Annotated in this window: 23 protein-coding genes; 11 read left to right on the top strand and 12 right to left on the bottom strand. The window is 40.3% G+C overall.

The annotated features are described in order from the left end of the window. Positions 1–63 precede the first annotated feature (63 nt). Positions 64–1,782, bottom strand: coding sequence for a SpoIID/LytB domain-containing protein (locus H6G26_RS14445; protein ID WP_190729919.1), 1,719 nt, complete (start codon positions 1,780–1,782; stop codon positions 64–66). Between the two features lie 115 nt (positions 1,783–1,897). Between H6G26_RS14445 and H6G26_RS14440 the strand changes: the two genes are divergently transcribed. The 4 genes from H6G26_RS14440 (at position 1,898) to H6G26_RS14425 (ending at position 4,277) form a co-directional block, all read left to right on the top strand. Continuing rightward, on the top strand, positions 1,898–2,161 hold the full coding sequence (locus H6G26_RS14440; RefSeq protein ID WP_012410090.1) for a sulfiredoxin: 264 nt from the start codon (positions 1,898–1,900) through the stop codon (positions 2,159–2,161). A gap of 126 nt (positions 2,162–2,287) precedes the next feature. After that, positions 2,288–2,779 (top strand): Dps family protein, encoded by a 492-nt coding sequence (locus H6G26_RS14435; RefSeq protein ID WP_190729918.1) that lies wholly within the window; start codon positions 2,288–2,290, stop codon positions 2,777–2,779. 109 nt (positions 2,780–2,888) lie between these two features. After that, the gene (grpE, locus tag H6G26_RS14430; RefSeq protein WP_190729966.1) at positions 2,889–3,533 is read left to right on the top strand and encodes a nucleotide exchange factor GrpE; all 645 of its coding nucleotides are present in this window, start codon (positions 2,889–2,891) and stop codon (positions 3,531–3,533) included. A gap of 411 nt (positions 3,534–3,944) precedes the next feature. Next, positions 3,945–4,277 carry an STAS domain-containing protein gene (locus H6G26_RS14425; protein ID WP_347242465.1) on the top strand — a complete coding sequence of 111 codons (333 nt, stop codon included), beginning with the start codon at positions 3,945–3,947 and terminating at the stop codon, positions 4,275–4,277. Here the strand turns inward: H6G26_RS14425 and H6G26_RS14420 are convergent, their stop codons facing one another. The 3 genes from H6G26_RS14420 to H6G26_RS14410 all read right to left on the bottom strand — a co-directional run bounded on the left by H6G26_RS14420 (position 4,278) and on the right by H6G26_RS14410 (position 7,258). Further along, positions 4,278–5,414 (bottom strand): SpoIIE family protein phosphatase, encoded by a 1,137-nt coding sequence (locus tag H6G26_RS14420; protein WP_190729916.1) that lies wholly within the window; start codon positions 5,412–5,414, stop codon positions 4,278–4,280. A 155-nt stretch (positions 5,415–5,569) separates the two neighbouring features. Then, complete coding sequence (locus tag H6G26_RS14415; RefSeq protein WP_190729915.1) at positions 5,570–6,337, bottom strand: DUF1350 family protein; 768 nt, start codon at positions 6,335–6,337, stop codon at positions 5,570–5,572. Between the two features lie 201 nt (positions 6,338–6,538). Next, positions 6,539–7,258: a hypothetical protein gene (locus H6G26_RS14410; protein ID WP_190729914.1), complete on the bottom strand. Its 720-nt coding sequence runs from the start codon at positions 7,256–7,258 to the stop codon at positions 6,539–6,541. A 669-nt stretch (positions 7,259–7,927) separates the two neighbouring features. Between H6G26_RS14410 and H6G26_RS14405 the strand changes: the two genes are divergently transcribed. Both H6G26_RS14405 and H6G26_RS14400 read left to right on the top strand, forming a co-directional pair. Then, complete coding sequence (locus tag H6G26_RS14405) at positions 7,928–8,491, top strand: pentapeptide repeat-containing protein (protein ID WP_190729965.1); 564 nt, start codon at positions 7,928–7,930, stop codon at positions 8,489–8,491. Between the two features lie 211 nt (positions 8,492–8,702). After that, on the top strand, positions 8,703–9,896 hold the full coding sequence (locus H6G26_RS14400) for a M20 family metallopeptidase (RefSeq protein WP_190729913.1): 1,194 nt from the start codon (positions 8,703–8,705) through the stop codon (positions 9,894–9,896). Between the two features lie 86 nt (positions 9,897–9,982). Here H6G26_RS14400 and H6G26_RS14395 read toward each other — a convergent pair whose 3' ends face one another. The 3 genes from H6G26_RS14395 to H6G26_RS14385 all read right to left on the bottom strand — a co-directional run bounded on the left by H6G26_RS14395 (position 9,983) and on the right by H6G26_RS14385 (position 14,222). Beyond that, the gene (locus H6G26_RS14395; protein ID WP_190729912.1) at positions 9,983–11,035 is read right to left on the bottom strand and encodes a hemerythrin domain-containing protein; all 1,053 of its coding nucleotides are present in this window, start codon (positions 11,033–11,035) and stop codon (positions 9,983–9,985) included. Positions 11,036–11,315: 280 nt separating this feature from the next. Beyond that, on the bottom strand, positions 11,316–12,782 hold the full coding sequence (locus H6G26_RS14390; RefSeq protein WP_190729911.1) for an ABC transporter substrate-binding protein: 1,467 nt from the start codon (positions 12,780–12,782) through the stop codon (positions 11,316–11,318). A 72-nt stretch (positions 12,783–12,854) separates the two neighbouring features. Continuing rightward, positions 12,855–14,222, bottom strand: coding sequence for a serine/threonine-protein kinase (locus H6G26_RS14385; RefSeq protein ID WP_190729910.1), 1,368 nt, complete (start codon positions 14,220–14,222; stop codon positions 12,855–12,857). 162 nt (positions 14,223–14,384) lie between these two features. Between H6G26_RS14385 and H6G26_RS14380 the strand changes: the two genes are divergently transcribed. The 3 genes from H6G26_RS14380 to H6G26_RS14370 all read left to right on the top strand — a co-directional run bounded on the left by H6G26_RS14380 (position 14,385) and on the right by H6G26_RS14370 (position 18,046). Beyond that, entirely contained in the window at positions 14,385–14,528 is a 144-nt protein-coding gene (locus H6G26_RS14380; protein WP_190729909.1) for a hypothetical protein, read from the top strand. A gap of 258 nt (positions 14,529–14,786) precedes the next feature. Beyond that, a complete protein-coding gene (gene typA / locus H6G26_RS14375; protein ID WP_190729908.1) occupies positions 14,787–16,577 on the top strand; it encodes a translational GTPase TypA in 1,791 nt (596 codons plus the stop codon). A gap of 359 nt (positions 16,578–16,936) precedes the next feature. Further along, positions 16,937–18,046: a hypothetical protein gene (locus H6G26_RS14370; protein ID WP_190729907.1), complete on the top strand. Its 1,110-nt coding sequence runs from the start codon at positions 16,937–16,939 to the stop codon at positions 18,044–18,046. 136 nt (positions 18,047–18,182) lie between these two features. Here H6G26_RS14370 and H6G26_RS14365 read toward each other — a convergent pair whose 3' ends face one another. The 3 genes from H6G26_RS14365 to H6G26_RS14355 all read right to left on the bottom strand — a co-directional run bounded on the left by H6G26_RS14365 (position 18,183) and on the right by H6G26_RS14355 (position 20,329). Next, positions 18,183–18,518, bottom strand: coding sequence for a DUF5615 family PIN-like protein (locus H6G26_RS14365; protein WP_190729906.1), 336 nt, complete (start codon positions 18,516–18,518; stop codon positions 18,183–18,185). Beyond that, positions 18,511–18,822: a DUF433 domain-containing protein gene (locus H6G26_RS14360; protein WP_190729905.1), complete on the bottom strand. Its 312-nt coding sequence runs from the start codon at positions 18,820–18,822 to the stop codon at positions 18,511–18,513. The genes H6G26_RS14365 and H6G26_RS14360 overlap by 8 nt, the downstream gene beginning before the upstream one ends. Positions 18,823–18,970: 148 nt before the next feature. Then, complete coding sequence (locus tag H6G26_RS14355) at positions 18,971–20,329, bottom strand: pentapeptide repeat-containing protein (RefSeq protein WP_190729904.1); 1,359 nt, start codon at positions 20,327–20,329, stop codon at positions 18,971–18,973. A gap of 268 nt (positions 20,330–20,597) precedes the next feature. On the opposite strand from H6G26_RS14355, the gene H6G26_RS14350 reads away from it, so the two are divergent. After that, positions 20,598–20,828 carry an SMI1/KNR4 family protein gene (locus H6G26_RS14350; RefSeq protein ID WP_190729903.1) on the top strand — a complete coding sequence of 77 codons (231 nt, stop codon included), beginning with the start codon at positions 20,598–20,600 and terminating at the stop codon, positions 20,826–20,828. Between the two features lie 290 nt (positions 20,829–21,118). On the opposite strand, the gene H6G26_RS14345 is transcribed toward H6G26_RS14350, so the two are convergent. Beyond that, on the bottom strand, positions 21,119–21,256 hold the full coding sequence (locus H6G26_RS14345) for a hypothetical protein (RefSeq protein ID WP_190729902.1): 138 nt from the start codon (positions 21,254–21,256) through the stop codon (positions 21,119–21,121). A gap of 160 nt (positions 21,257–21,416) precedes the next feature. Then, complete coding sequence (gene chlP / locus H6G26_RS14340; RefSeq protein ID WP_190729901.1) at positions 21,417–22,637, bottom strand: geranylgeranyl reductase; 1,221 nt, start codon at positions 22,635–22,637, stop codon at positions 21,417–21,419. Between the two features lie 490 nt (positions 22,638–23,127). Here chlP and H6G26_RS14335 point away from each other — a divergent pair, with 490 nt between their 5' ends. Then, positions 23,128–24,144, top strand: a complete 1,017-nt coding sequence (locus H6G26_RS14335; RefSeq protein ID WP_190729900.1) for a sulfate/molybdate ABC transporter ATP-binding protein — start codon at positions 23,128–23,130, stop codon at positions 24,142–24,144. Positions 24,145–24,164: the final 20 nt, after the last annotated feature.

Raw genomic sequence — 24,164 nt, 5'->3', positions numbered from 1 at the left:
CTTGGCTTTTTGTTGACTCCCGATTCTTAACTGAAAATAGATACACCTTAAATATTGATTATCTCAAAGTTTAGTCTCTTTGCTGAGAGTCTGGATCTGAGTACCAGGATAGTAGAATTGGAGAATTTTTGGACTTGACCAACCTAATTTAGCTAAATTTTGAGCGCCAGTTTGACTCAAGCCGACTCCGTGTCCTAATCCACCACCAATAAAGGCGTATCCCCACATTTCAGGTTTTCCTTTGTTCAGGGGTTCTATGTAAAATAACGTACTTCTGGGAGCAGCAAAGGCACTGCGAACTTCGTCTTTCTGGAGAACAAAGGTACTGTTATCAGTTTTAACGGCAAGTTCAAGGATGCGTCCACTCTGGCTTCGCTTCACTACTGCCATAGCCTGAATTGTCTTAAATTTGGCATGGGGACTGTTTTTCACCTGCAAAAATTTCTGCAAGTCCTTGGTAATATCCTCTAAAGAGGTTTCCTTGTGCCAACGAAACATATCCCACTTGCTTTCATTAAATCCTTGTTGCATATTAATAAATTTTTGGAAATTCTTTTCATCTGCTAAACTCTGCTTAGACAAATTCCAAAAATTAGTTGCAGCATCCAGTACAGGGCGCAGATAGGGACGATCATCGCCATTCCAGACATCGCTGAAGGAAGCAGTAACGCCGCCAGTGGTGGAAGAATAAAGGGCATCTACTAGTTCGTTTTTATAGGTTACTACCTTACCCCTGGTTGAGGCGATCGCTCGGTCTGTTTTAGCAGCCGCTCCATTCAGCCCATAATAAACTTGACAGTGAGTATCAGCACACAATTGATAATTATCTGCGGCGAACCTGCGTAAATTTCTTAAAGCATAAGTCCGAGCGAGAATTGCTTGGGCTTCAAGCGCCGCTGTTGGTGCATCTGTACCTATTTCGTAAGGCACAACCCCACGCAAATAAGTTTCTAAAGGTACTTGGTTAACTAAAGTGTATGTGCCGTAAGCGTTTGGCTGCAAATTCAGTCGCCCGGCATAAAGACGAGCAGTCTCTGGTTTTTCGCTTTTATTCACCCGAATCAAGTTTTTATCAGTGCTAATTTCCAAATCATTCGGGCTATAGCGGTTATCATCCACCACCCAACTAACTCGCGGCACTTGTTTTAAAATTTTAGTATCAAGATATACTTTTTCATTGGTAGAAGCTTGGATGTTTTGCAACAGTAAGCGTCGCAGTAAAGGAGTGCTATAAACATCTCGTTTTGCCCAAACCTGCCAGCGTTCTGGCTGGGCTATTTCCACTTCTATTCCCTGAGAACGCCATTTATTAGCACTGTCTTCCGCAGTTTCAAAGGTGCGAAATGTGCCCAAAACTACCACTTCCTCAACCGTTGGCTGAGGTAAAGCCTGTATGACTGTTTCCAGTTTTACAGGGTTCTTGGTAACTAGGGTTTGTTGCTTGTTGCCCGCTTTAAATTTTAGCTTTAAGCGATCGCCTTTTGTGGGTTCGAGTTGCAGCTTGGCTGTAGGTTGTGAGCCAAATCGCTGCACAATCCCAATTTTCAACTCCATATCCTGGATGTTACTCTCAGGCCCTGATGCAGCACTCAGTCCCAATAGACAAAATGCGGCCAGCACAGTGTGGGAAAAACGCCAAAACGAAAATTTCATGGCTACCTGATAGCGTTCGCGAAGCGTCTCGGAGAGAAGCGTTAGCAAGTATTCGAGCGTCTTTTGCCCCTTAATGTGGTGTTGGAGCTGATTTTCTAATTGCTTTGTAGCGCGGTTTTTTTGTCGCATGAGTGCTCCAATGATACCATTACCAGTTTTGCCCCAAATACTAGTTGCTAAACAAAGTCATAACGACTATGATTTATTTAGAGACACAAAACAGAACTAGTTGGATAAACTCCTTATGGTTAGAGTCCAAGAAATTCCATTAAATCAAATAAAACGGCCATTGCCCCGTGCAAACGATCCCAATAAAGTACAAGCCTTAATGGAATCGATTGCGGAGATTGGGCAGCAGGAACCTATTGATGTCCTAGAAGTAGATGGACAATATTATGGCTTTTCTGGTTGCCATCGGTATGAGGCTTGCCAGCGTTTAGGCAAAGAAACCGTATTAGCCAGAGTCCGTAAAGCACCCCGCAGTGTCTTAAAGATGCACTTGGCATAGAGAATGAGAGTAGGGAGTAAGGAGCAGGGGAGGCAGGGGGAGCAGGGGGAGAATAGTAATTGCTAACTCCTGACTAATGCCCAATGCCCAATCCCCAATTACATATAACCTAATTAGGAGAAAATTATGTCATCGAAAGTAACAGTCAATAATGTAAATATAGGCATTGACGAGGTGAGTAGGGCTAAAATTGCCGAGGGTTTATCTCGGCTGTTGGCTGATACTTATACACTTTATCTGAAGACTCATAACTTCCATTGGAATGTTACGGGGCCGATGTTCCAAACATTGCATTTGATGTTTGAAACCCAGTATACAGAATTAGCTTTAGCAGTTGATTTAATAGCCGAGAGAATTAGAGCGCTTGGCTATCCCGCACCGGGAACCTACAGCGAATATGCCAAACTGAGTTCGATTCCAGAAACTCCCGGGGTTCCTAAAGCTGTGGAAATGATCGGTTTACTAGTGGAAGGACAAGAAGCCGTAGTCCGAACTGCACGGTCTATTTTCCCTGTGCTAGAGGAAGTTAACGACGAACCCACCGCCGATTTATTAACTCAGCGGATGCAAGTACACGAAAAGACAGCTTGGATGTTGAGAAGTTTACTGGAAGAATAGGGATGGGGCATAGGGAATAGCGAATAGTGAATAAACTTAATCACCAATTCCCAATGCCCAATTCCCAATTTCCAATTCCCAATTCCCAATGCCTAATTCCCAATGCCCAATGCCCAATTCCCAAAAGTTGCAAGATTTAATGCAACAGGCGGGTATTTCTAGTTTTAAAGCACTGAGTCGCGTTGCTGGCGTATCAGAGCGTCAACTTTTGCGGTTACGCCAAGGCAAGCTAGAGCAGATGCGCCTAGATGTACTGCTCAAGCTATCGCCAGTGCTACAAATTTCATTGAATGAATTAATCGCAACTTTTTCAACTGTAGAGTTCTTAAAAGAGAAAGCGCCGCCCACTCAGAAATTATTAGAAGAAATTACAGATTTAAGAAAAGAGTACCAGCGATCGCAGCAACAAATAGAACAGCAGCGAGAGATAGTACTACAAGAACTCCAGCAGTCGAGTTTGCAATTGCTGGAGTCTTTATTATTGCAATGGCCAACAGCAGCACAGAAAGCACAGGAGAATCCTCAGCTAGCAGCAGTCAAAATAGTACCGTTGGTGCAAAAACCCTTAGAAAAGCTTTTACAAGCGTGGGGAGTGGAAGCGATCGCACCCGTGGGAGCAGAATTACCTTATGATCCCCAACTACACCAATTAATGGAGGGAACTTCACAACCTGGAGCAATAGTGAAGGTGCGCTACACTGGCTACCTTCAAGGTGATAAGCTACTTTATCGAGCAAAAGTAAGTCCTGTTTGAGGGAGTTAGGAGGCAATTTTTTGCTTTCCTCTAACGCCCCTAAAGCTCACTTTTTTACAATTGCTTGATATTAAAACTTTTCACCCGCCAATAATGCTTATTGAACGAATTTCAGTTTTACAAATAATATGAAAGGCTGGAACTTTTGCTTGTATAGAACTCAATATTTAATCTTTGAAAATTTTGGTTATTTTTACTTTGCTAATTACTAGTAATTATGTAATTTTTAGTTAAATAATAGAATAAACACTAACACAAAATATTTATTGTTTATTTTTATTTCCTTTGATATTAATTATCAATAATTACTTAGTAATAAACTATGATTTTTCCTTGTAAGCATTTTTAAATTTTATAGTATGGGTATATAATAGCAAAATCAGAGCATTTTTTACAAAAATTCAGTGTGACATAATTATGAAAGAACAAGTAAAAGTTATTAAGCTCAGTGGTAATTTAAATGCCACAACTTCACAAAACCTCCGACAAAATATTACTGAAACTTTAGAAGATGGTACAAAAATTGTGTTAGTTGATTTTCAAGATGTTACATTTATGGATAGTTCAGGTTTGGGAGCTTTAGTATTAGCTTTCAAAACTTTACGGGCCGCGGATAGTCAGCTTTTTCTCTGCTCAATTAATGAACAAGTCAGGATATTATTTGAACTAACTAATATGGATAAAGTATTTGAAATATTTCCTAGCCAAGAGGCATTTAATCAGGTATTAGTCTCAAAGACTTAATTAATCAAAGTTCATTTGCAAAATAGATAAATCATCATCAAAAGCATCTTTGGAGTTCAGAGCTATTAAATAACTCAGTATGTGATCAAGTTGGCAATCAACAGGATGTTGTAAGCTAACAAGTAGCTGAATAAAAGCATCCAAACTCCAAAGTGTGCCATCTGATTTAGTGATTTCATAAGCACCATCACTAAAAATATAAAGAGTACTAAATTCTTCAATATTGCAAAATCCATCAACATATTTTGCTTCTGGAAACATCCCAACTGGCATACCGGGAGTTTTCAAGAGTTTAACTTCAGATTTTCTTGGAGATATACCAGTTATTAAAATTGCTGGTGGATGACCTGCGCTAGCATAAACTAACTGGCGGTTGGTTAGGTTGTAAACTCCGTACCAAATCGTAAAGTATTTGTCATTTTGATAATTCATCTGAAAGGTATCATTCAAAGCCTTCAACACATCGCTAGGTTGATAATAATTTAGGCCTTTGAGCGCACGGGAACGCAGCAAGTTCAGCACTGAAATAGAGGGAAGAGTAGCTTTGAGTCCATGTCCGGCAGTATCAAGTAAGTAAATTGCCAAATAATTATCATCGAGCCAATAATAATCAAAACAGTCACCGCCGAGTTGCCGTGAAGGAATGAATCGGAAATTTATATTGAAGGGTTCAGTCATGGGAAAAGGCAGTAGCGATCGCACATATTCTGCGGCTTCTGACATTTCTGATTCTAAGAGCAACTTTTGAGCCTGCAAATCTCTACTCAACTGATGCAGACGTAATCCAGCTCTTACCCGTGCTTGCAATTCGTTATGCTCGATAGGTTTAGAGATAAAATCATCAGCACCAGCATCTAGACCTTTGACGCAATCGGCAACGGAATCTAAAGATGTTAATAAAATAAAAAATGTGGTATAAAATTTAGGATCTGTCTTAATGTGGTGGCAGACTTCTAGACCAGTCAACCCAGGCATGATCCAATCACAAATAATTAGTGCTGGACGGTAAGCCAGTGCCTTTTCTATGCCTTCCTCACCGCTACTGGCAGTAACTACCTCATAACCCTGTTTTTCCAACATCCTTTTCAGAAGTGTTTTTATGGAATAATCATCATCAATTATTAATATTTGAAACATAGAAAGTTTTAGTAAATACTAATTAATAAATTTTTGTAAAAATAGATAATAAAAAGAGAATATGGGCTAATGAGTTAGTAGCCTTAACAAATAAATACTACTAACTCATTTTTATTTTTTCGTCGAATTCAGGATTTTTTAAGAGTCATAAAACATTATGGGGGTGCAACAGGGTTCATCCACAAGAGGATGGTATTTTTTAGCTGGTTCAAGTCGCGGTATGCTTCTTGTTTGAACCATTGCCCTAAAGCATCAAAGGGGGTGAAAGATGTTCCAGTTTGCCATTTAATGTCTTGACCTAGAGGTGTTGTGTGAGTTCCTGGTAACGTTTGTGTTGTCACCATCTCATCAAAGCGCTCTTGTAAGATTTTGGTTAAAGCTGCGGATTGGTCAATGGTGTCATTGCTAAACTTTAGTAATAAATTGCGCCTGATGTTATAACGCTCTTGGACAAGCTGGTTGGTTTCTAATGGTGAGGGGGTAAACTCGATTTTCAAAGTAGAATTAAATTGTTCTACTAAGGGGATAGCTTCTTTAGCAGCGTAGTTGTTGAAGGATATTAAAATGTTGCCTGCGCGTTCTACTTTAAAGAGACTACCAATCAGCAAGTGAAGTTTACAGCCCATACTGTGCCCAATGCCGTAGATGGGGTAGTAAAGCTTGCGTAATGCCCCAGAATCGTGTAGGCGTTCGAGGGTGCGATCAAAGTTTAGTAGCACAGATTTTGCGATCGCAGTATGATCCAAGGTGTTGACAAAAGGCGTAGCAATTACAACATAACCTTTACTTGCCAGTTGCTCAAGTAACCAGCGATAAGTGATGTGCGGTGCAGTGGCGACAAATGCACCTCCTAAAAAATGGATGATACCTGTGGGATTTCGGGGAATGATTACCCAGTTGCCTCTGACTTCTTTCCAGTCCATGTGGATAAGCGATCGCTTTACGAATATTCTTTATGTTAGACCGGGGATCGCAACCGTGGGAAGGATTATGGAAAAAGCCATTGAGAATATCTGACGAGTAAAGTGGAAGCCAATCCACCCAGCAACGTCTACGGGCTTACTAGGGAGCATCTACGCTCTCTCCAACTCACGTCTTTTACACACATTGCATAAGTATCAGTTTTAACACTGAGTCTGTAATCTTTTCATTTCGTGTTGCACATCTAATGCAATCTGTAATGCTTCATTGAGTAATCTTCCATGCTCAGTAGCCTGTTCATTTACTTGCATGGCTGTTAAAGTTGCTAAATTGTTGACAAATAGCTCTGTATTACTGAGGATAAAGCTCTTATTCTCTCTCAAAATCCTTTCTGTCTTCAAAGCGCGAACTAAATCCGATTTAGTGAGTTTTAACGCTTCGATCACACTCGCTCTTTCCTTTATAAGCACTTCTGGATTACCAGCTTCTTCTATCTGATCATTGATATCAATAGCTCTAATAACAGTATTATATCTTTCAACATCGCTTAACAGGATTTGCAGAGAATTTGTCATATTAAGTTTGACAATTTTGCTTTTGCTTTTCCATACTAAATATAAAATAATCTGTGTCAAACCGCTAACCCACAGCCCTAAGATAATTAATAATACCCAGGATGGGATTATTATCCATGCTACAAATAATTTTATAAGTATATCAAATAAAAGATAACCAAAAACAAATGTAGCAAATCCAATAAAAATTACAGTTGCGCCTTCAGAACTTTTAAGTTTTTGGATGTATAGCCTTGCTAATTTTTTTAGAGGATTTGTAATGATTAAAAGTTGATTATTGACAGGTAAACTAGTCAGGTTTTGTAGTTCATACTGACTAATCTCCAAGCCTTGTAAATCATCCCTCACAGCTTTTCAATCCTTGCCAGAATAGTTATTTAATCTAATATAGCAATCAAATTTCTGAAATGCTGGCATCTTGTTTAAGCTTTTTCAGGTAAATTAATAATTTTTGTACAAATAACCAAGCCAAATTAAAAATTAAAAATTAAACCTTTATTCAGCCTTATTTACTGTCCGTCAGCTAATTTTTAAATAACAAAAATAATTAATTTTCTGAGATAAAAGAATAGGGCAATGGTAGTGATTCTGGAGTAGCTTCAATAAATGGGTACGCTGCCATGAGCGGTATCTGATAGTCTAATCTACTCTTATAGCCTTGCATTAGCTGCCATCTGTGGTCAACAGTAACGCATCAATCTTGAAACCGCACCCTTCAAACTTGGTAAACGATCTGGAGATGACCTTGAGCAAAAACAAGATCCCCCTAGTCGTGTTTTTCATCGAGCTAGGGGGATCACATATATGGTAGTCTATAAGAGATTCGGTATAGTTCCTTACGACTCGATTCTATAGCCTAGATTTCAGTTTGGGTAGTCTTACCATTAGAATTTATAGTATTTTTACAGCTTCTTAATCAATGCTTCATCCCTGTTCTTCCTTAGAGAGGCGGTATATGTAAGTATGGCAGTACGCAATATGCGTCACCTACCATTTTTGTGGATATCTGTAAAAAATATGAAACTCAAGATTGTCGCTACCGTCGCACTGTTAGCTTGTTTCGGGTTTGCAGAGCAAGCCCTTGGATTAAATCAGCTAGATTTGGATCAGTTGAAGGCAACAAATGCCTGTCCCCGGTGTAATTTGAGTGGTGCTGACCTAACTCAACTGAATCTAACTGGAGTAAATTTGCGAGGTGCTGACTTGAGTGGTGCTACATTATCTCAAGCTAATCTCACGAATGCCGATCTTACTGGTGCAAATTTAGAAGGTGCGGTTTTAAATTCGGTTAATCTCAGTGGTGCTTCTTTAACAGGTGCAAATTTGAAATCAGCATCTCTGGAAAATGCCGATCTGTCTTATGCCGGTTTCATCAGCGCTAATTTGGAAGCAGCAAACTTAAAAGATGCGAAATTGCAGTTTACCAATTTTCGGGGGGCTAACTTCCGGCTAACAACTCAGGCTAATGGTGTCGTCACTTCTGACAAGCCTTATGGCTGGTCATTAGAGCGTCAAAATCCCAGAGAATGTAACGAGTTTCAACCCGAAAATACTCCAGGCACAATCTGCTATACAAAATAAACTAGGGCGTGGGGCATTGAAAAGAGGCAGAGGGGCGGGGTGCAGGGGGCAGAGGGGAAAATTCATCTCCCTTGCTCCCTGCTCCCTGCTCCCTGCTCCCTGCTTCCTTACTTCTTCCCCTACTTCCTTGACCTATCCTTATTGGCAAAGAGCATTTTGTTTGTTAACAGTTCTTTATCATGGGAAAAAAGCCTAGGGATTAATTGAATCGATGCTTACCCGGATTAAAGACTTAGCAACAAAACTAGCACCCCGCTTAATTGAAATTCGTCGCCACATTCACTCTCACCCAGAACTAAGCGGTCAGGAGTACCAAACAGCAGCTTTCGTGGCTGGTGTTTTATCTTCCAGTGGTCTGCACGTACAAGAAGGAGTTGGCAAAACGGGCGTAATTGGGGAATTGCAAGGCACGGGCCAAAATGAGCGTTTATTGGCAATTCGCACAGATATGGATGCCTTGCCAATTCAAGAGGGCACTAATTTGGAATATGCCTCTCGTGCAGAGGGAATTATGCACGCTTGTGGTCATGATGTCCATACCACCGTGGGGTTAGGAACAGCGATGGTTCTGTCCCAAGTGGCAGAAGAGTTGGGTGGGAAAGTGCGGTTTTTATTTCAGCCAGCCGAGGAAATTGCTCAAGGCGCAAGCTGGATGATGAAAGATGGGGCGATGGAAAACGTCTCGGCTGTGTTAGGGGTTCATGTTTTCCCTTCTATCCCCGCAGGATCTATTGGGGTGCGTTACGGGGCTTTGACAGCCGCTGCTGATGATTTAGAGATTCTGATTATGGGAGAATCTGGGCACGGGGCGCGTCCCCATGAGGCGATTGATGCGATTTGGATTGCTTCCCAAGTGATTACTGCAATGCAACAAGCCATCAGCCGGACGCAGAATCCTTTGCGTCCTGTAGTATTGAGCATAGGGAAAATTAACGGTGGCAGAGCGCCAAATGTGATTGCTGATAAAGTGCAATTATTGGGAACCGTGCGATCGCTCCATCCCGAAACCCGTGCCCATCTCCCGAACTGGATTGAAAATATTGTATCTAATGTCTGCCATACTTACGGGGCAAAGTATCAAGTCAATTATCGCCAGGGCGTACCCAGCGTTCAAAATGATTACGTTTTGACGCAATTATTGCAATCAGCCGCAGAAGAAGCTTGGAGTAGCGATCGCGTTCAAGTTTTACCCGAACCATCCCTTGGTGCTGAAGATTTTTCTATGTATTTGGAACACGTCCCTGGTTCCATGTTTCGCTTGGGTGTAGGCTACAAAGAAAGAATCATTAACTACCCATTACACCATCCCCAATTTGAAGTCGATGAATCTGCCATTATCACCGGGGTTGTAACTATGGCTTATGCCGCTTATAAATACTGTCAGCAATGTCAGCAAAATTTTTAAACAAACAAAAACTCCCAGCATTGATGTGCTAGGAGTTTTTGCTTAACTAACCTTTGTTAGCAGATTATAGAAAGCTCGAAAGCATCTTAGGCATTGGATTCGCTAACAACGCCCAATTTCTCTTGAATTCGGGTCTTAGCGGCTTTGAATTCAGTAGCCAGTTGCTCGGTTTGCTCAGTACTCAAGTTGTTGCGAATGGCAGCAAACATTGTGCTTTCTTCTTGACGAATGTGGTCGCCAACAGCTTCCATAAGCTGTCTAATTTGATCTTTGAATTCGGGTGAAGAAGGATTGACAGCCTTGATTTGCTCTAACACGCGCTTCATTTCAGCTTGTTCGTCAAACAATTCTTGGGTGTTATCTTGACCGTAGAAAGGACGTACTCTTGGATAAACTACTTCTTCTTCTGCTTCAGCGTGAGCGCTTAGATCCTTGTAAATTTGACCAAAGTACTCTTGGATTTTCTGTGGATTGTCGCTTTGCAGGAGTTCGGTAAATAGAGTATTTACCTTGTTGTGATCGAGGCGGATGACATCCTGGATATTCAGATCGCTTTTGTCACTGGTTTGGGTAACAGCACTACCTACCACACCACTGACTGCGGCCATAGCGTCTTGAACACGTGCCCAAATTCCTTGATCTGCATCTTGTCCAGTGAGTTCACGGACACCCAGAATTTCCAAAACACCTTTGAGTTGTTCTTGGTGAGCGCGGTTCTCAAAGTTAATGGTATTCAAAGGCCCGATCGCTAACAAAACGTCAGCACCAACTTTTTGAGCAGCCTTGTGAACTATCAAGCCACTCATTACGAGTTGATGTTTCAGCAATTCATGCTGAGATACTTTTTCATATAGGCTTAACTCAGAACCCTTGAATAATTCACGAGCTTTTTCAATGAATTGGGTTACATTTTTTTTGGGTTCAGCCTGAATGCCGTACTGACCAATTACAGTTTCCAGAACGCCAAGATTTTTCTCGTCATCATTGAGGAAGTTCCGGATACGATCAGCAATCTCAGCATCGAGTCCTTGGCTCAAAAGCGATTGCTCATTTTCGATAGCCAACTGTTGGAGTGCTTTAATACTTGCCAATTTTATAGCAATAGCATTGCGTTTCGTATCATCTAAAGTAGCTACCATCCGTAGTTCTCCTCGGCAAAGTGTTCATAATTATTACTTAATATAAGATTGACATAGACATTTGGGGTATTTCATCTTTCTTTTGAGCGATTGCGTTCACAACTCAGGGTAGAAAAACATCAACTTTGGCTTTGTGAAAATATAAAAATGAATGAGAGCGATCGCTTCTATTTATTCATAGTTAGTAATCAGGGCAACCTATTCAGCATTATATTCAACTTGAATAGATTACCCTTCTGCAAGAAAGTATGTCTCTGGGATGACAATCAATCTCAAAAAATTAATTCTTATTCAAGAGGGTAAAATGGTAGCCAGTGTTAGAACAACCCTCACAACGCTCAATTTTGACTAGTAAAGCTTCTCCTTGGCGCTCACCTGAAGGCGAAAACTTAATCGTTCCTGTAACTCCAGAAGTTGAAAAATTAGGATTAGACAGTACTTTTTGTAATCCTTCGCGGGTGTTGTCTTGTTTCAAGCCAGCGATAATTACTTGCATTGCATCATAAGCTCCTGCTGTTCTTTGATTTACGTCACCCTTCCAAAGCTTGGAGGCATCTTTGGCAAATGTTTTTGCAAATGGGTTATCTTTATTAGCATCACGATGCCAATACACAGGTAGTACCATTCCTTCCAGATCCCTGCCATTGTCTAAAGTTTTTGGACTGTACATAATTTCAGAAGCAAAGAGTAGTTTTCTATTTCCAACCTCTTGTGCTACTTTGGTGGCAAAAGGTATATTGTCGATTGAAGGTACTAGTAAAAAGCCACTAGCATTTTCTGCTTCTATGGCTCTCTTGACAAAAGCTCTATAGTCAAAATTTGTATCTGACAAATTACAAGGCGTGCTAATAACTGTCCTTCCATAGTCTTGAATAGCTTGAGTGTACTGTTTTACAAGATTCTGATTAGATGAGGAAGTTGAATTACTTGTTGAGCTAGGAACATCACCACAAATAGCAATATTTCTTGATTGTAGAGCAATGTATCTAGCATGAATATCTACTAAATTGCTGTATGGTGGATTTACATGAAATAAGTAATTATTTTTAGGAGTATTAAGCTGACTAATTACTGTTTGCTCAGATTTTTCTCTATTTTCAGCTTGACTTGGACGCTCTACAGGAAAGACCAACACTAAACCTTTTTCATTATAAATTTTTGGATTAGTCCTAACACCCACTGCGGCTACAAGGCTCTTGTCTTGAACTAATTCATCATCTAGTAGTCCCGAATCTTTTCGATTCTCAAAACTTGCAATCAAAATTTGCAATTTTTTACCATTAATTCCGCCTTGATTATTAACTTCATTTTGAGCTTGAGCTACACCACGCAAAATTTCTTGTGCTAAATTAATATCGAAGTTAATTGGTGCGATGATAGCAACTTTTAGAGCTTCTGAATTCTCTTGGGCAATTTTGGCATTATTTAAATAAATTAAAGTTTCCGGATCATTGGGATTATTTTTCAAAGACGCGGTAAATTTTTCCACCGCAGTGGTGAAATCGTTTTCACCAAAAGCTTTAACTCCATCTTTTTTTTCAGGGTATGCTTGTACTTTCACCAAAATCTTTGTGCCCAAATTCATGAATGAAGGCTTACTTGGTAGTGAATATAAAGTTGATGTAGGGTTAGGTGATGGTATGATAGTAGAAGAAAGTTGGTTAATGAACCACAAAATAGCTGCTACCATTATTCCTGCTAGCCCCAGAGAAATAAACAGCCTCAAGTTTTCTTTTTTATTTGTCATCGATAATTCTCCAAAGTATATATAACTTATCAAAAATCAAGATGTAATTAGAAATTTACCGCAACTAAAAATTTAAAAATATTTAGAAGTAAGTTTGTTTATTATCTCCCATATACCCATAAGAAGAACTGTCAATAGACCTGCAAGAGTAACTAGTAACACTACAAGTAACAGTCCCTTTATACCAGATTGTAAAAGTTTATTAGATAACAAATTTTTAAAAGTCAAGATAATTAGTAGATTTGCTATTATGGCAATTACAATTAAATAACTTTTTTCCATAATCGAACGGGATTGAATAAAGACTAACCCCCCTAAAACTAGCAACCATAACCCAGAGCTAATCCAAGTAGTTCCGAGAAAACTGATAAGTGCGATCGCTAAAAAAGAACTACCTGAGCTAGTAATTATTGCTCCAGAGAATAATTTACTATTAAATAATTGCGGTAAATATCGAGTTGTTGTTTGTTGAAGTGGTTGTGCTTCTAATAATTGAGAAGGCGAAATGAATGTAGCAGATAGTGTCTGCTTTAATTTTGGTAGATTATTTAAGTCTCGTAATACAGCCTGTGCAGACTGATAACGCTGCTGATGATTTTCTTTGAGTAACTTATCCAGAATCAATTCTAATTCTTGGCTTATGGGTTGTATCAAATGCTGTCGCCAACTAGAAGTCCAACTATATCCTTGTTTAAGCCAGAAATTTGAAGGAGAAATATTTGTTAGCAAATGAAAGCAAGTTATCCCTAAACTGTACAGATCACTGGAAGGAAAAACTTTACCCAATTGCATTTGCTCAATTGGTGCATAACCTAATGAACCAATAATTGTCCCAAGTGCAGTGTTTGAAATTTCCGCCTTTTGCTTAGAAACTCCAAAATCAATTAGTACTAACTTGTGATCACTCTGACGACGAATAATATTTTCTGGCTTAATATCTCGGTGAATTATTTGCTGTTGATGTATGGCTACCAGCACAGATAATAAATCATTTAAAAAAGATCGAATTTTACTTTCATCAAAAACTCCGTGCTGCTTTAACTCCTGCAACAGATTTTGACCTTCAATAAACTGCTGCACTAAATACAGATATTCACCTTCTTTAAAATATGCATACAAATTGGGAATTTGCAGATGTTCCCCTAGTTCTTGTAGACGTTTGGCTTCTCGCTCAAACAATTCAGTTGCTTTTTGATGTGCCTTAGTACCATGACTAAGATAAAATTCACTGAGAACCAGTTGCTTAACAACACATCGTTCATTTAGCTTATCTATATCCTCTGCCACATATGTGCGTGCAAACCCTCCTCTGGCTAATGGTGCGGTTATGCGGTAACGATTTCTCAGTAGCGATACTAACTGTGTCCCGCAACTGAGGCAGTAATTTGTCCCGTCAGGATTTTGGGGATTCTCGCAATTGGGATTTAGGCAGCAGACCATATTATTATCGCTGTCATTTTATTGGTTTTTAAAATATACCTTAAATCTCAGTAGAGAATTTGCGCTGTAAAGTCTCTACATGAATTATTATGGGTCGTTAACTGTTGACAGTTAACGGTTATCAGGCACAGTCATCAGCCTTAATGTAAATGTTCTAGTTAAATGCGTAACAGCTTAATCAGCCGAGAAATAAAACTACTTTTAAGGAAAAATAAGGGATTGCGATCGCAATTGCAAAATCAGGTTACTTTATATATCAGGAAGGGTGCGATCGCCTTTATCACCAAAGCAAAGTATCTCAACTAATTAGGTGCAATTCTCAAAAGCGATACCGTCCTTCACTCCACACCTGTTTGTAACAAAAGCTTTTTTTATCCTATCAACGCGGTAATTACCACATATCTCCATTGTGGTATTTACAAAACTCCCCGCTATTGTGACGATTACGCTAGAATTGTTAAAGGTTCTTTACAGAATTTGCTGATCATACCCAATTCTGTTAAAACAGCCTAGCATTCAAATGTAAATCTTATAAACACCCTCTAGAGTTCACCAAAAGTTTCTATGACGCTCCCAATTCGCAACGTCGCCATTATCGCCCACGTTGACCACGGCAAAACCACGCTGGTTGACGCACTCCTCAAACAATCCGGCATTTTCCGCGAAGGCGAAGACGTTCCGGATTGCGTTATGGACTCCAACGCCCTAGAACGGGAACGGGGTATTACTATCCTGTCCAAAAATACGGCGGTTCGCTACAAAGAAACACTAATCAATATTGTTGATACTCCTGGACACGCTGACTTTGGTGGTGAAGTGGAACGCGTACTCGGCATGGTTGACGGATGTCTTCTGATTGTCGATGCCAACGAAGGCCCCATGCCCCAAACGCGCTTTGTTCTGAAAAAAGCTTTGGAAAAAGGGCTGCGCCCCATCGTTGTAATCAACAAAATTGATCGTGGACAAACTGACCCCCACGTTGCTGTTGATAAAGTTTTGGATCTGTTTTTGGAATTAGGAGCAGATGAAGACCAGTGTGATTTTACCTATCTGTTTGCCTCCGGTATGGGAGGTTTCGCCAAAGAAAGCTTGGAAGCAGAATCGGTAGATATGCAACCCCTGTTTAACGCGATTCTGCAACACGTTCCACCACCAGTAGGCGACAGCAATAAACCTCTGCAATTGCAAGTTACAACCCTAGATTATTCTGAATATCTGGGACGGATTGTGATTGGCAGAATTCACAACGGTACTATCCGCTCAGGACAACAAGCAGCTTTAGTTACAGAAAATGGCACCATTGTCAAGGGTAAAATTACCAAGTTGATGGGCTTTGATGGACTGAAGCGCGTAGAGATGGAAGAAGCAACCGCAGGTTATATTGTGGCGGTGGCTGGTTTTGCTGATGCTTATATTGGGGAAACGATTACTGACCCCAATGAACCGCAAGCTTTACCACTAATTAAAGTGGATGAACCAACCTTGCAAATGGCCTTCTGGGTGAACGATTCGCCTTTTGCTGGTCAAGAAGGCAAATTGGTGACATCAAGACAAGTGCGCGATCGCCTATTCCGCGAACTTGAAACCAACGTGGCTTTGCGTGTTGAAGAAACCGATTCTCCCGATAAATTCCTGGTTTCCGGTCGTGGAGAACTCCACCTGGGTATCTTAATTGAAACCATGCGTCGGGAAGGCTTCGAGTTTCAGGTATCTCAGCCACAGGTAATTTACCGTGAAATGAACGGTCAACCTTGCGAACCTTACGAACTCTTGGTGTTAGACATTCCTGCTGATGGTGTGGGTAGCTGTATTGAACGCCTGGGACAACGCAAAGGCGAAATGCAAGATATGCAACCAGGTAGTGGCGATCGCACCCAGTTAGAGTTTGTCATTCCCGCCCGTGGATTGATTGGTTTCCGGGGTGAATTCATGCGGATGACTCGTGGCGAAGGCATCATGAACCACAGCTTCTTAGACTACCGTCCAATTAGCGGCGATATTGAAGCTCGTAACAAAGGCGTTTTAATCTCCTTTGAAGAAGGTGTTTCTACCTTCTACGCCATGAGAAATGCCGAAGATAGAGGAGCATTCTTTATTACTCCCGGCACAAAGGTTTACAGAGGCATGATCGTGGGAGAACACAATCGTTCCCAAGATTTGGAACTAAATATCTGTAAAACCAAGCAGTTAACCAACCACCGCGCGGCTGGTGGCGATGAATTGGTGCAACTGCAAGCACCGATAGACATGAGTCTAGAACGTGCTTTGGAATACATTGGCCCCGATGAATTGGTGGAAGTTACACCCCAATCAATTCGTCTGCGGAAGATGTCGAAGAAGTTGGCGAAACGGTAAGTAAAGCAATAACTTAATTGATTTAGAAAGCCCGCATTAGCGGGCTTTTTAGTTTGTCATTAGTTAATACTTAGAGAATTATGTACAGCACAAGGGTGCTTGCCTAAAAAGAGGGCTATATCAGAAAATCGTGTAAATTACACTCAAATTTTATAATATTCCGTAATTTTACTCTACCCAATAATCTTGTAACTATATGATAGTTTGGCAGAACAGGTACTAAACAACCGAATATATTTTGATATAAGGTGTGTTAACCAAAATGTAAAGAAAGCAGCATTAATTAATATTATTCGGTAACTATCCGTTATACCAAGCCCATACATCTATCTACTAAACTATATTTGAGGTTATTAATAATGGATAATAAAAAATTTTTTTCTAATTATAAAGACTTGGTATTTTACTATGAAACCTTAATTAAAATAGAGAAAGATAGAATTATCGATAGAATTGATTATGAATTTAATTATTTTTTTAAAGAAGATGATTTAGGAATTAGGAGAGATAGTTGGAATGAAGATATGATCTTCGATTCTGAGTTTTATTTTGGCAGACACGCCTTAAACAACTTTAGACATAATTATAGTAATTATGACGTTTTTTTAAACCAACTAACAAAAGCTGAAATAAAAAAGGTAACTAACTTGATGCATATCAGAAAAGAGGAGTTAGTTTACTATATGGAATACATATCTTGTTATGAAGAAAAACATGAAGAGGATGAAAAATTAGATTTTATAAAGGGAAAATTACCTATTAGATCAGCAATTTATATAGATATAAAAGTATTTATAAATCAAGAAATCGAGTCCATCTGTTTGGATCTTATTCATGAACACTTTGATAAAATTGAGAAAGCAAAAGCAAAAGCTGAAAAAGCAAAAGCAAAAGCAAAAGAATTGCAAAAACAAATAGAAATTAGAGAACTTGAAAATAACTTTAAAACGCAAAAATTAAAAACTTTAGAAATAGATAAAGAAAATTTAATAAAATGTACAGATAAACTACATAAGCTGTTTTTATTGGAGGTAAGCCATAGTAATCTAAATGTATATAAAACCAATTACAAAGAAAGTAGGAAATGGGCTGGTTTAATTATTCTCATAATTCCTACAAGCTGGTTATCAATATTGATGTTTTTCATTGGTGTAGCATTGAGACCTGAAGTACTCATTTTTACTATTGTTTTTGGACTTCCCTATTTAATTCCTTTAAGTAAGTTTTTTTATTATTTCTCTCTTTATTCAAAGGAAAAACCGATATATATTAGTAAAGTGAAGAAATATAAAAATAACTACTACAAAGAGTTAAAAAAATATGATGAAATAATTTACAACTTTAAGCATGACTCTCAAGAAATTTTGTCAATTTCAGAAATGGCAGATCTAACATGTAAAATTTATTACTGTTCCTTGAAGAGTATTGATACTATGATTTATAAATTAGAAAATGATGAGTCTTTTTAAGACTATACACTAAATAAATATGCAAAAACTACATTTTATCAAATTACTGAATCTACTATGCTACGTTATTATTGTGCTTATCTAGGTTTGAACAACTTTTAGTTGTTGCACATACTGATAGAGAGGAATAGATACGTCACACAAACTCGACATGTCCCACCATCTCTTCAGGTGTCATCACCTCATACATCAAAACCAAAGTTTCAATGATTACACCAATTGAACGAGTTCCTTTCTTGCAGTAGGTAATACCAGGATGATCGAGCCTAGAACTTGCAATAATCAAAAAATCTGCATCTTGGGTGAATAGTACTCGCTGTGTTTCCTGAATAAATGCTAACTGGGCTTCATCGCTTTGAGTACGTAAGTCCACATCATTGGTTGTTGTGACATCAATTCCATAACGGCGCAAGCCAAGGGCGATCGCAGGATCGGCATTTTCATCTAGATGAAAGCGAATTCGCTCACTCATTCCTCAACTGTCTGAGTTTCTCTTGAAGACGCGACGGATGATTTTGCTTTAGTACCTCAACTAACTCATCCTCTTCTGCTGTGCGGCGATCAATATCGTCTCGGCGATCAAAGTAATAAGCCATTGCTGCATAAACAGATGCCAGTGACAGGTCATACTTACCAGCAATCTCAATTAAGGAATATCCTAGCTTTAAATGCATCATTGCCACATCTTCTACAGCAATGCGAGTACCAACAATGCAGGGCTTTCCACTCCGCACATCAGAAGAGATTTCAATATGCTCCTGACTGACTAACTGCATTAATGAATCTTCCACCTCCATTTTATAATTTCATAATACACAGCAGTCCTGGCTCTTACAAAATTAGATCAATAAACGCCTGTTGGGATTGTTGCTACAAGGCGGGTAATTACACAAATTAATTAAAGCTAATCCAAAATTGGTATAACTATTTTCCCAACTTATTAGGAATGCCTTCACAACCACCAGGGATAGTACCTCTGGTTTTTTCACCACCCCAAGCGCAACAGTAGTTACGTGCAGATTCAGACATACGCTGTACATTCGTGAAATCGGCATTTTCCACTACAGCGCCAGTGTGTTCGCCTGTTTGATAATTTGGTGGATGAGTGCGACTGCGGGGTGATGCTTTATCCACTACACCATAGAATAGGCGAATCCCGTTTACGTCGGCACCAGTGAGATTAGCACTATATAAAATTGTGCGGGAAAGGTTGGCTTTTACTAAATCACAACCACTCAGATTAGCGCGGACAAGATTAGCTTCGCTCAGATCAGTCCAACGCAAATCAGTATCAGAAAGGTCTGCTGCGGCTAATGTTACGCCTAAATCGATGACACGCACACCTTCCAGGCGGTCTTCTGCATATCCGCCACTCCCGTCGAGAATGGCTCGACCTAATAGCCGATCGCGTTTTAGAGGTGAGAGCAACTTGGAACGTGAGAGAAAGCGGAGAATTTTAGCTTTACCACTGCCATCTACACTACTTAAAATTGCCGCCGTGCGTCCTTCAGCGATCGCTCTCTCTTGGGGCCAATCTTCTAATAATCCTTCTTGATCTAATACTAAGTCTGAAACACCTTGGAAATAGGAATCAATTGTCTGCTGCTGGGTAATTATGTTTTGCTGAACTGTCAGCAGGTTTTGCTGAATTGTCAAGTCTTTGGAAATCACATATTGTCGCCACGCCACGTAAACGGCGATGACGGCGATCAGAATTTGTCCCAAAGCACCAAACCAATCTGCTAGGGTTCCAGCAATGTCCCAGTTAATCTGGCGTCCCCAAAGTACCAAGCGATCGCCCACACCTGTAAACTTGATCAAGCCGATGATGGCTACTATTAGTCCCAAAATGGCAACAAACAGGGTGCGTTCTTGGGGTGAAAACCACTCGTATAATGCTTTTTGCAACCAAGGCAATAGTATCGCTAGGGATAACAGCAAAGTTATCAGCGTTCCGATAATGCCGACGATCCAGTTATTGAGGATAACTCCAATGAAGGTAATGGCGATCGCTATTAGAGTAATTAGCAATGCCCTCGGCTTAACTATAAATTGAAATTGCTTGCTAGTGGATTGATGAAAGTCAGAACGGGCTTGTTGTAAAGCAATTGTATGTTGCGAAGATTGCAAAGACCCAATCGCTGCTAAGGCTTGTTGTGTCGCTAGTGCTTCTGAGCTTAGGTTCTTCTCAGTTACACCATCGTCAAAGTCATCCGGTTGCAAATCGTTTTCGGTGACTGGTTCTGGGGTTGGTAGATTAGAGGAATCGGGTTCAATCGTCATGTTTTCTATTTTGCCCCAGTAGATTCAGTTCAACATCTGTTTTATCAGAAATTGCACTATGCGTCACAGAGGTAGGTTTGTAATGTGATCAACTCATTCTTCGGCACTTGATGCTGAACAAGTTACCAGCAATTTTTCGATAACGACTTCAATAGCTAACTTTATACGACATTGAAGGAGGAAAGACGCACAGGAAGGATTAGTGAAGCGATCATCGTGGTGAAAAGAGTAAGAAATGTGAACATTAACATAGCTACTGAGGTCACTTATGTATACATGGCTCCCACAAAAAGTTAAACAGGCACAACAAATATTAGAGAAGCAAAACATTGAATTAGGGTTTAAATTCAACCCTCCTGCTAGTCAAGCTGAAATCCAGCAATGTGAGGCAGAACTAGGATTCATTCTGCCTCATAGTTACAAGGAGTTTTTGAAATTCACCAATGGGGCAAATGTTTTTTGTAGCGAACAGCCGAGATTTGAAATTACTTTGCCGTAGTTAGCTGATAGTGGAATTCTGATTCAAAGCACAAGTACTATTGTTCCATTTAATCAAGATCAAGATCAAGTCTACGTTGAGGATGATAGCGAGAAAAAGTATATTGCTTTTTGTTATTTAGGTTATATAGCTACAGGTGATTTTTGTAGTTTTGATATCACAACTTATGCCAATTCAGAATACAAAGTGCTTGATTGCCAGCATGATTATTCGTTTGAAGGGTGGCAACCAGAACACATAATTGCTAACTCTTTTGAGGACTGGCTGATCCAAATCTTTGACGAAGTGATTCAAAACAATGGTCGTCCAGAGTATTGGATGCCATTTTGAAAGGCATATACAACGAACTTAAAGGGAATTTGGCTATCTATAACCCAATAAGCATCATTTTGATATTCTACATACAACTTGGCGACTACAACTGGCATCTAGCTGCTCCCAGTACAACTATCTCTGAGTCATAGGTGAGTTTATGCTATACAAAATTGACCCGAAGTCTTGCCCACCGATAATTAATGGACGGGCAAAATGCCCGCCCCACAAAATTCGGTAATTTATTTGTTGGAATTCCCAGTCCTTTGCACTCAATTAAGGTGCAAGGGCATTACCCCGAATTAGACTACCAATGGTTTTGGCAGTGATTTTCAATTGGGTGATAGGATTAGCTGGAACAACCGTCTTATACAAATAGCTATCGAATGTTAGCCTTTGTACATCTAGGTCATCACACATTTCCACAAACGCCTCGCGGGTAGCGTCGGAACGATAGAACACGGTTTGCAGAATGTCCAACACCTTGTAAGTGAGTCCGTATCTTTTATCCCAACGCTTCAGGTAAACCTTAAGGTCGCCTTCTGTAGGAATACGGCTACCACTGTTAGATGCTTCTACAATGGTTTCGGCACACATCCGCCCAGATTTAGCGGCAAAATAAATACCTTCACCAGAGGACTTAGTAACGTAACCAGCAGCATCTCCCACCAAAGCGATGCGACCAACAACACGACGGGGACGGGGATGTTCAGGAATGGGGTGTGCTTCTACTTTGATGATTTTACCGCCTGCTAGTTTCTCGGAAGCACGAGCGCGGATACCAGCTTGTAACTGTTTGATGCTAGCTTTATTGATGTGCATCGTGCCAGTACCGACAGCTACGTGGTCATATTTGGGGAAAACCCAAGCGTAGAAGTCAGTAGAAACGTCATCACCGACATACATTTCGGCGAGGTCGTTGTAATAGGCCATTTTGTCTTCGGGTAAGCGAATTCGCTCTTGGAAGGCGATCGCATAATTGTAATCCCCAGCGTCCATTTCTTTAGCAACGCGAGAATTAGCCCCATCTGCCCCAATGATTAAATCCACTTTTAGGGTTTTGGCAATACCCTGTGATATCCCATCTGTATGGTCAATGTAATGGATGGTATAGGGATCAGTATTGTTTCCTGGTATATCAAGTTTATGAACAGTAGCATTAATTAAATTTGCGCCGACTTTTGCCGCGCGATCGCGCAAAAAGCCATCCAGCACTTCCCGGCGGCACATTCCTATATATTCTTCTTCATTTACCAGATTGATATCTACCTCACGATTGGAAGGCGAAATCATTTTCATCTTCCGTACCCGGCGATCGATAATCTCTGGTGGTAAGTCAAATTCACTCACCATACAGAGGGGAATTGCACCCCCACAAGGCTTTGCATTGTCTAGCTTCCGCTCAAACAGGTAGGTTTCAATCCCAGAGGCTGCCAGTGTTTCTGCGGCAGATGAACCAGCAGGGCCTGACCCAATAACAGCAACCCGTAGTGTCAAAGGTCTTTCTCCCAAATCTTCACATTTACCGAGAGCATACTACCACGGTCTTTCTAGTGATTTGGCGCTTTACCTTCAGGTTTCTGCACAAATGCAATATTCCTTAATGTTTCGATACGAATTGGGCATTGGGAAGAATAAAGAATATTGCTTAGTCTCCAGTCTTCAATATGCAGATTTCCTTGTTCGATTCTCTTAGCAGACAAGTCAGCTGGTTCCCTAGATTGCAGTGGTGCTGAATATAGCTAGGACTTACGCACTGAAGCCTGAAACCTAGATCCCCCCTAGCCCCCCTTAAAAAGGGGGGAACTTCTAAAGCCCCCTTTTTAAGGGGGTTGGGGGATCTGAGTGCGTAAGTCCTGTGTAGCTTCTTCGATTGCGGTAGCTGTGGTAGCTAAATATTGTTACTCAAAAATAACTATGTATGGTATATGTAAGACACGGTAATCCTAGCAGGGAACTGTAGATTAGTTGCAGAGGTACAGCGACAGTGGGTATAGTAGTTGAGAATGTCTCCAAACAATTTGGGAGTTTCCAGGCAGTTGATCAGGTTAGCCTGGAAATTAAGAGTGGTTCGCTAGTTGCGTTGCTTGGGCCATCGGGATCAGGTAAATCTACGCTATTACGGTTAATTTCAGGTTTAGAAATGCCAGATAGTGGCAAAATCTTTCTTACTGGTAAGGATGCTACATATCAAAGCGTACAACAGCGCAATATTGGGTTTGTGTTTCAGCACTACGCCCTATTTAAGCATTTAACTGTCAGGCAGAATATTGCCTTTGGCTTAGAAATTCGTAAGGCACAGCCAAAGAAAATTAAGGGGCGGGTAGAACAGTTACTGGAATTAGTGCAATTGAGTGGACTAGGCGATCGCTATCCATCACAACTTTCTGGTGGTCAAAGACAACGGGTAGCATTAGCAAGGGCATTAGCAGTAGAACCCGAAGTATTACTGCTAGATGAACCTTTTGGCGCACTCGATGCTAAAGTCCGCAAAGATTTACGGGCATGGTTACGCAACCTTCATGATGAGGTTCATGTTACCACGGTTTTCGTTACCCACGACCAAGAAGAAGCAATGGAAGTCTCTGATGAAGTTGTGGTCATGAATAAAGGGCGTGTAGAACAGGTGGGGACACCAGCAGAAATTTACGATAATCCTGCCAGCGCATTTGTGATGAGCTTCATTGGCCCGGTGAACGTGTTACCCAGCAACTCGAAGATTTTTCAAAGTAGCGGATTTGATGCGCCACACCCACAAGTATTTTTGCGTCCACAAGATGTGATTTTGGAAAAGGTTGCCAATGGTGCAACTACGGCTGCTACAGTAAGCCGATTAATACATTTGGGTTGGGAAATTCAGGTAGAATTAACTTTCGATGATGGGCAAGTGGTAATGGCGCATTTAACACGCGATCGCTTTAACCAATTAGAGTTAGAACCAAAACAGCGGGTATATGTAAAGCCAAAGGATGCCAAGTCCTTCCCACTGTCTTATTCAATTTAGTTGTCAATGTGGAAGTATTT

Source organism: Nostoc sp. FACHB-888 (genome assembly GCF_014696655.1).
Lineage (GTDB): Bacteria > Cyanobacteriota > Cyanobacteriia > Cyanobacteriales > Nostocaceae > Nostoc.
This window is presented reverse-complemented; position numbering and strand designations above follow the sequence as displayed.

Bases quoted from the DNA above. Each gene is read 5' to 3' on its own strand.
- H6G26_RS14445 (WP_190729919.1), bottom strand. From the start codon at position 1,782: ATGCGACAAAAAAACCGCGCTACAAAGCAATTAGAAAATCAGCTCCAA.
- H6G26_RS14440 (WP_012410090.1), top strand. From the start codon at position 1,898: ATGGTTAGAGTCCAAGAAATTCCATTAAATCAAATAAAACGGCCATTG.
- H6G26_RS14435 (WP_190729918.1), top strand. From the start codon at position 2,288: ATGTCATCGAAAGTAACAGTCAATAATGTAAATATAGGCATTGACGAG.
- grpE (WP_190729966.1), top strand. From the start codon at position 2,889: ATGCCCAATTCCCAAAAGTTGCAAGATTTAATGCAACAGGCGGGTATT.
- H6G26_RS14420 (WP_190729916.1), bottom strand. From the start codon at position 5,414: ATGTTTCAAATATTAATAATTGATGATGATTATTCCATAAAAACACTT.
- H6G26_RS14415 (WP_190729915.1), bottom strand. From the start codon at position 6,337: ATGGACTGGAAAGAAGTCAGAGGCAACTGGGTAATCATTCCCCGAAAT.
- H6G26_RS14405 (WP_190729965.1), top strand. From the start codon at position 7,928: ATGAAACTCAAGATTGTCGCTACCGTCGCACTGTTAGCTTGTTTCGGG.
- H6G26_RS14400 (WP_190729913.1), top strand. From the start codon at position 8,703: ATGCTTACCCGGATTAAAGACTTAGCAACAAAACTAGCACCCCGCTTA.
- H6G26_RS14395 (WP_190729912.1), bottom strand. From the start codon at position 11,035: ATGGTAGCTACTTTAGATGATACGAAACGCAATGCTATTGCTATAAAA.
- H6G26_RS14390 (WP_190729911.1), bottom strand. From the start codon at position 12,782: ATGACAAATAAAAAAGAAAACTTGAGGCTGTTTATTTCTCTGGGGCTA.
- H6G26_RS14385 (WP_190729910.1), bottom strand. From the start codon at position 14,222: ATGGTCTGCTGCCTAAATCCCAATTGCGAGAATCCCCAAAATCCTGAC.
- H6G26_RS14380 (WP_190729909.1), top strand. From the start codon at position 14,385: ATGCGTAACAGCTTAATCAGCCGAGAAATAAAACTACTTTTAAGGAAA.
- typA (WP_190729908.1), top strand. From the start codon at position 14,787: ATGACGCTCCCAATTCGCAACGTCGCCATTATCGCCCACGTTGACCAC.
- H6G26_RS14370 (WP_190729907.1), top strand. From the start codon at position 16,937: ATGGATAATAAAAAATTTTTTTCTAATTATAAAGACTTGGTATTTTAC.
- H6G26_RS14365 (WP_190729906.1), bottom strand. From the start codon at position 18,518: ATGAGTGAGCGAATTCGCTTTCATCTAGATGAAAATGCCGATCCTGCG.
- H6G26_RS14360 (WP_190729905.1), bottom strand. From the start codon at position 18,822: ATGCAGTTAGTCAGTCAGGAGCATATTGAAATCTCTTCTGATGTGCGG.
- H6G26_RS14355 (WP_190729904.1), bottom strand. From the start codon at position 20,329: ATGACGATTGAACCCGATTCCTCTAATCTACCAACCCCAGAACCAGTC.
- H6G26_RS14350 (WP_190729903.1), top strand. From the start codon at position 20,598: ATGTATACATGGCTCCCACAAAAAGTTAAACAGGCACAACAAATATTA.
- H6G26_RS14345 (WP_190729902.1), bottom strand. From the start codon at position 21,256: ATGCCAGTTGTAGTCGCCAAGTTGTATGTAGAATATCAAAATGATGCT.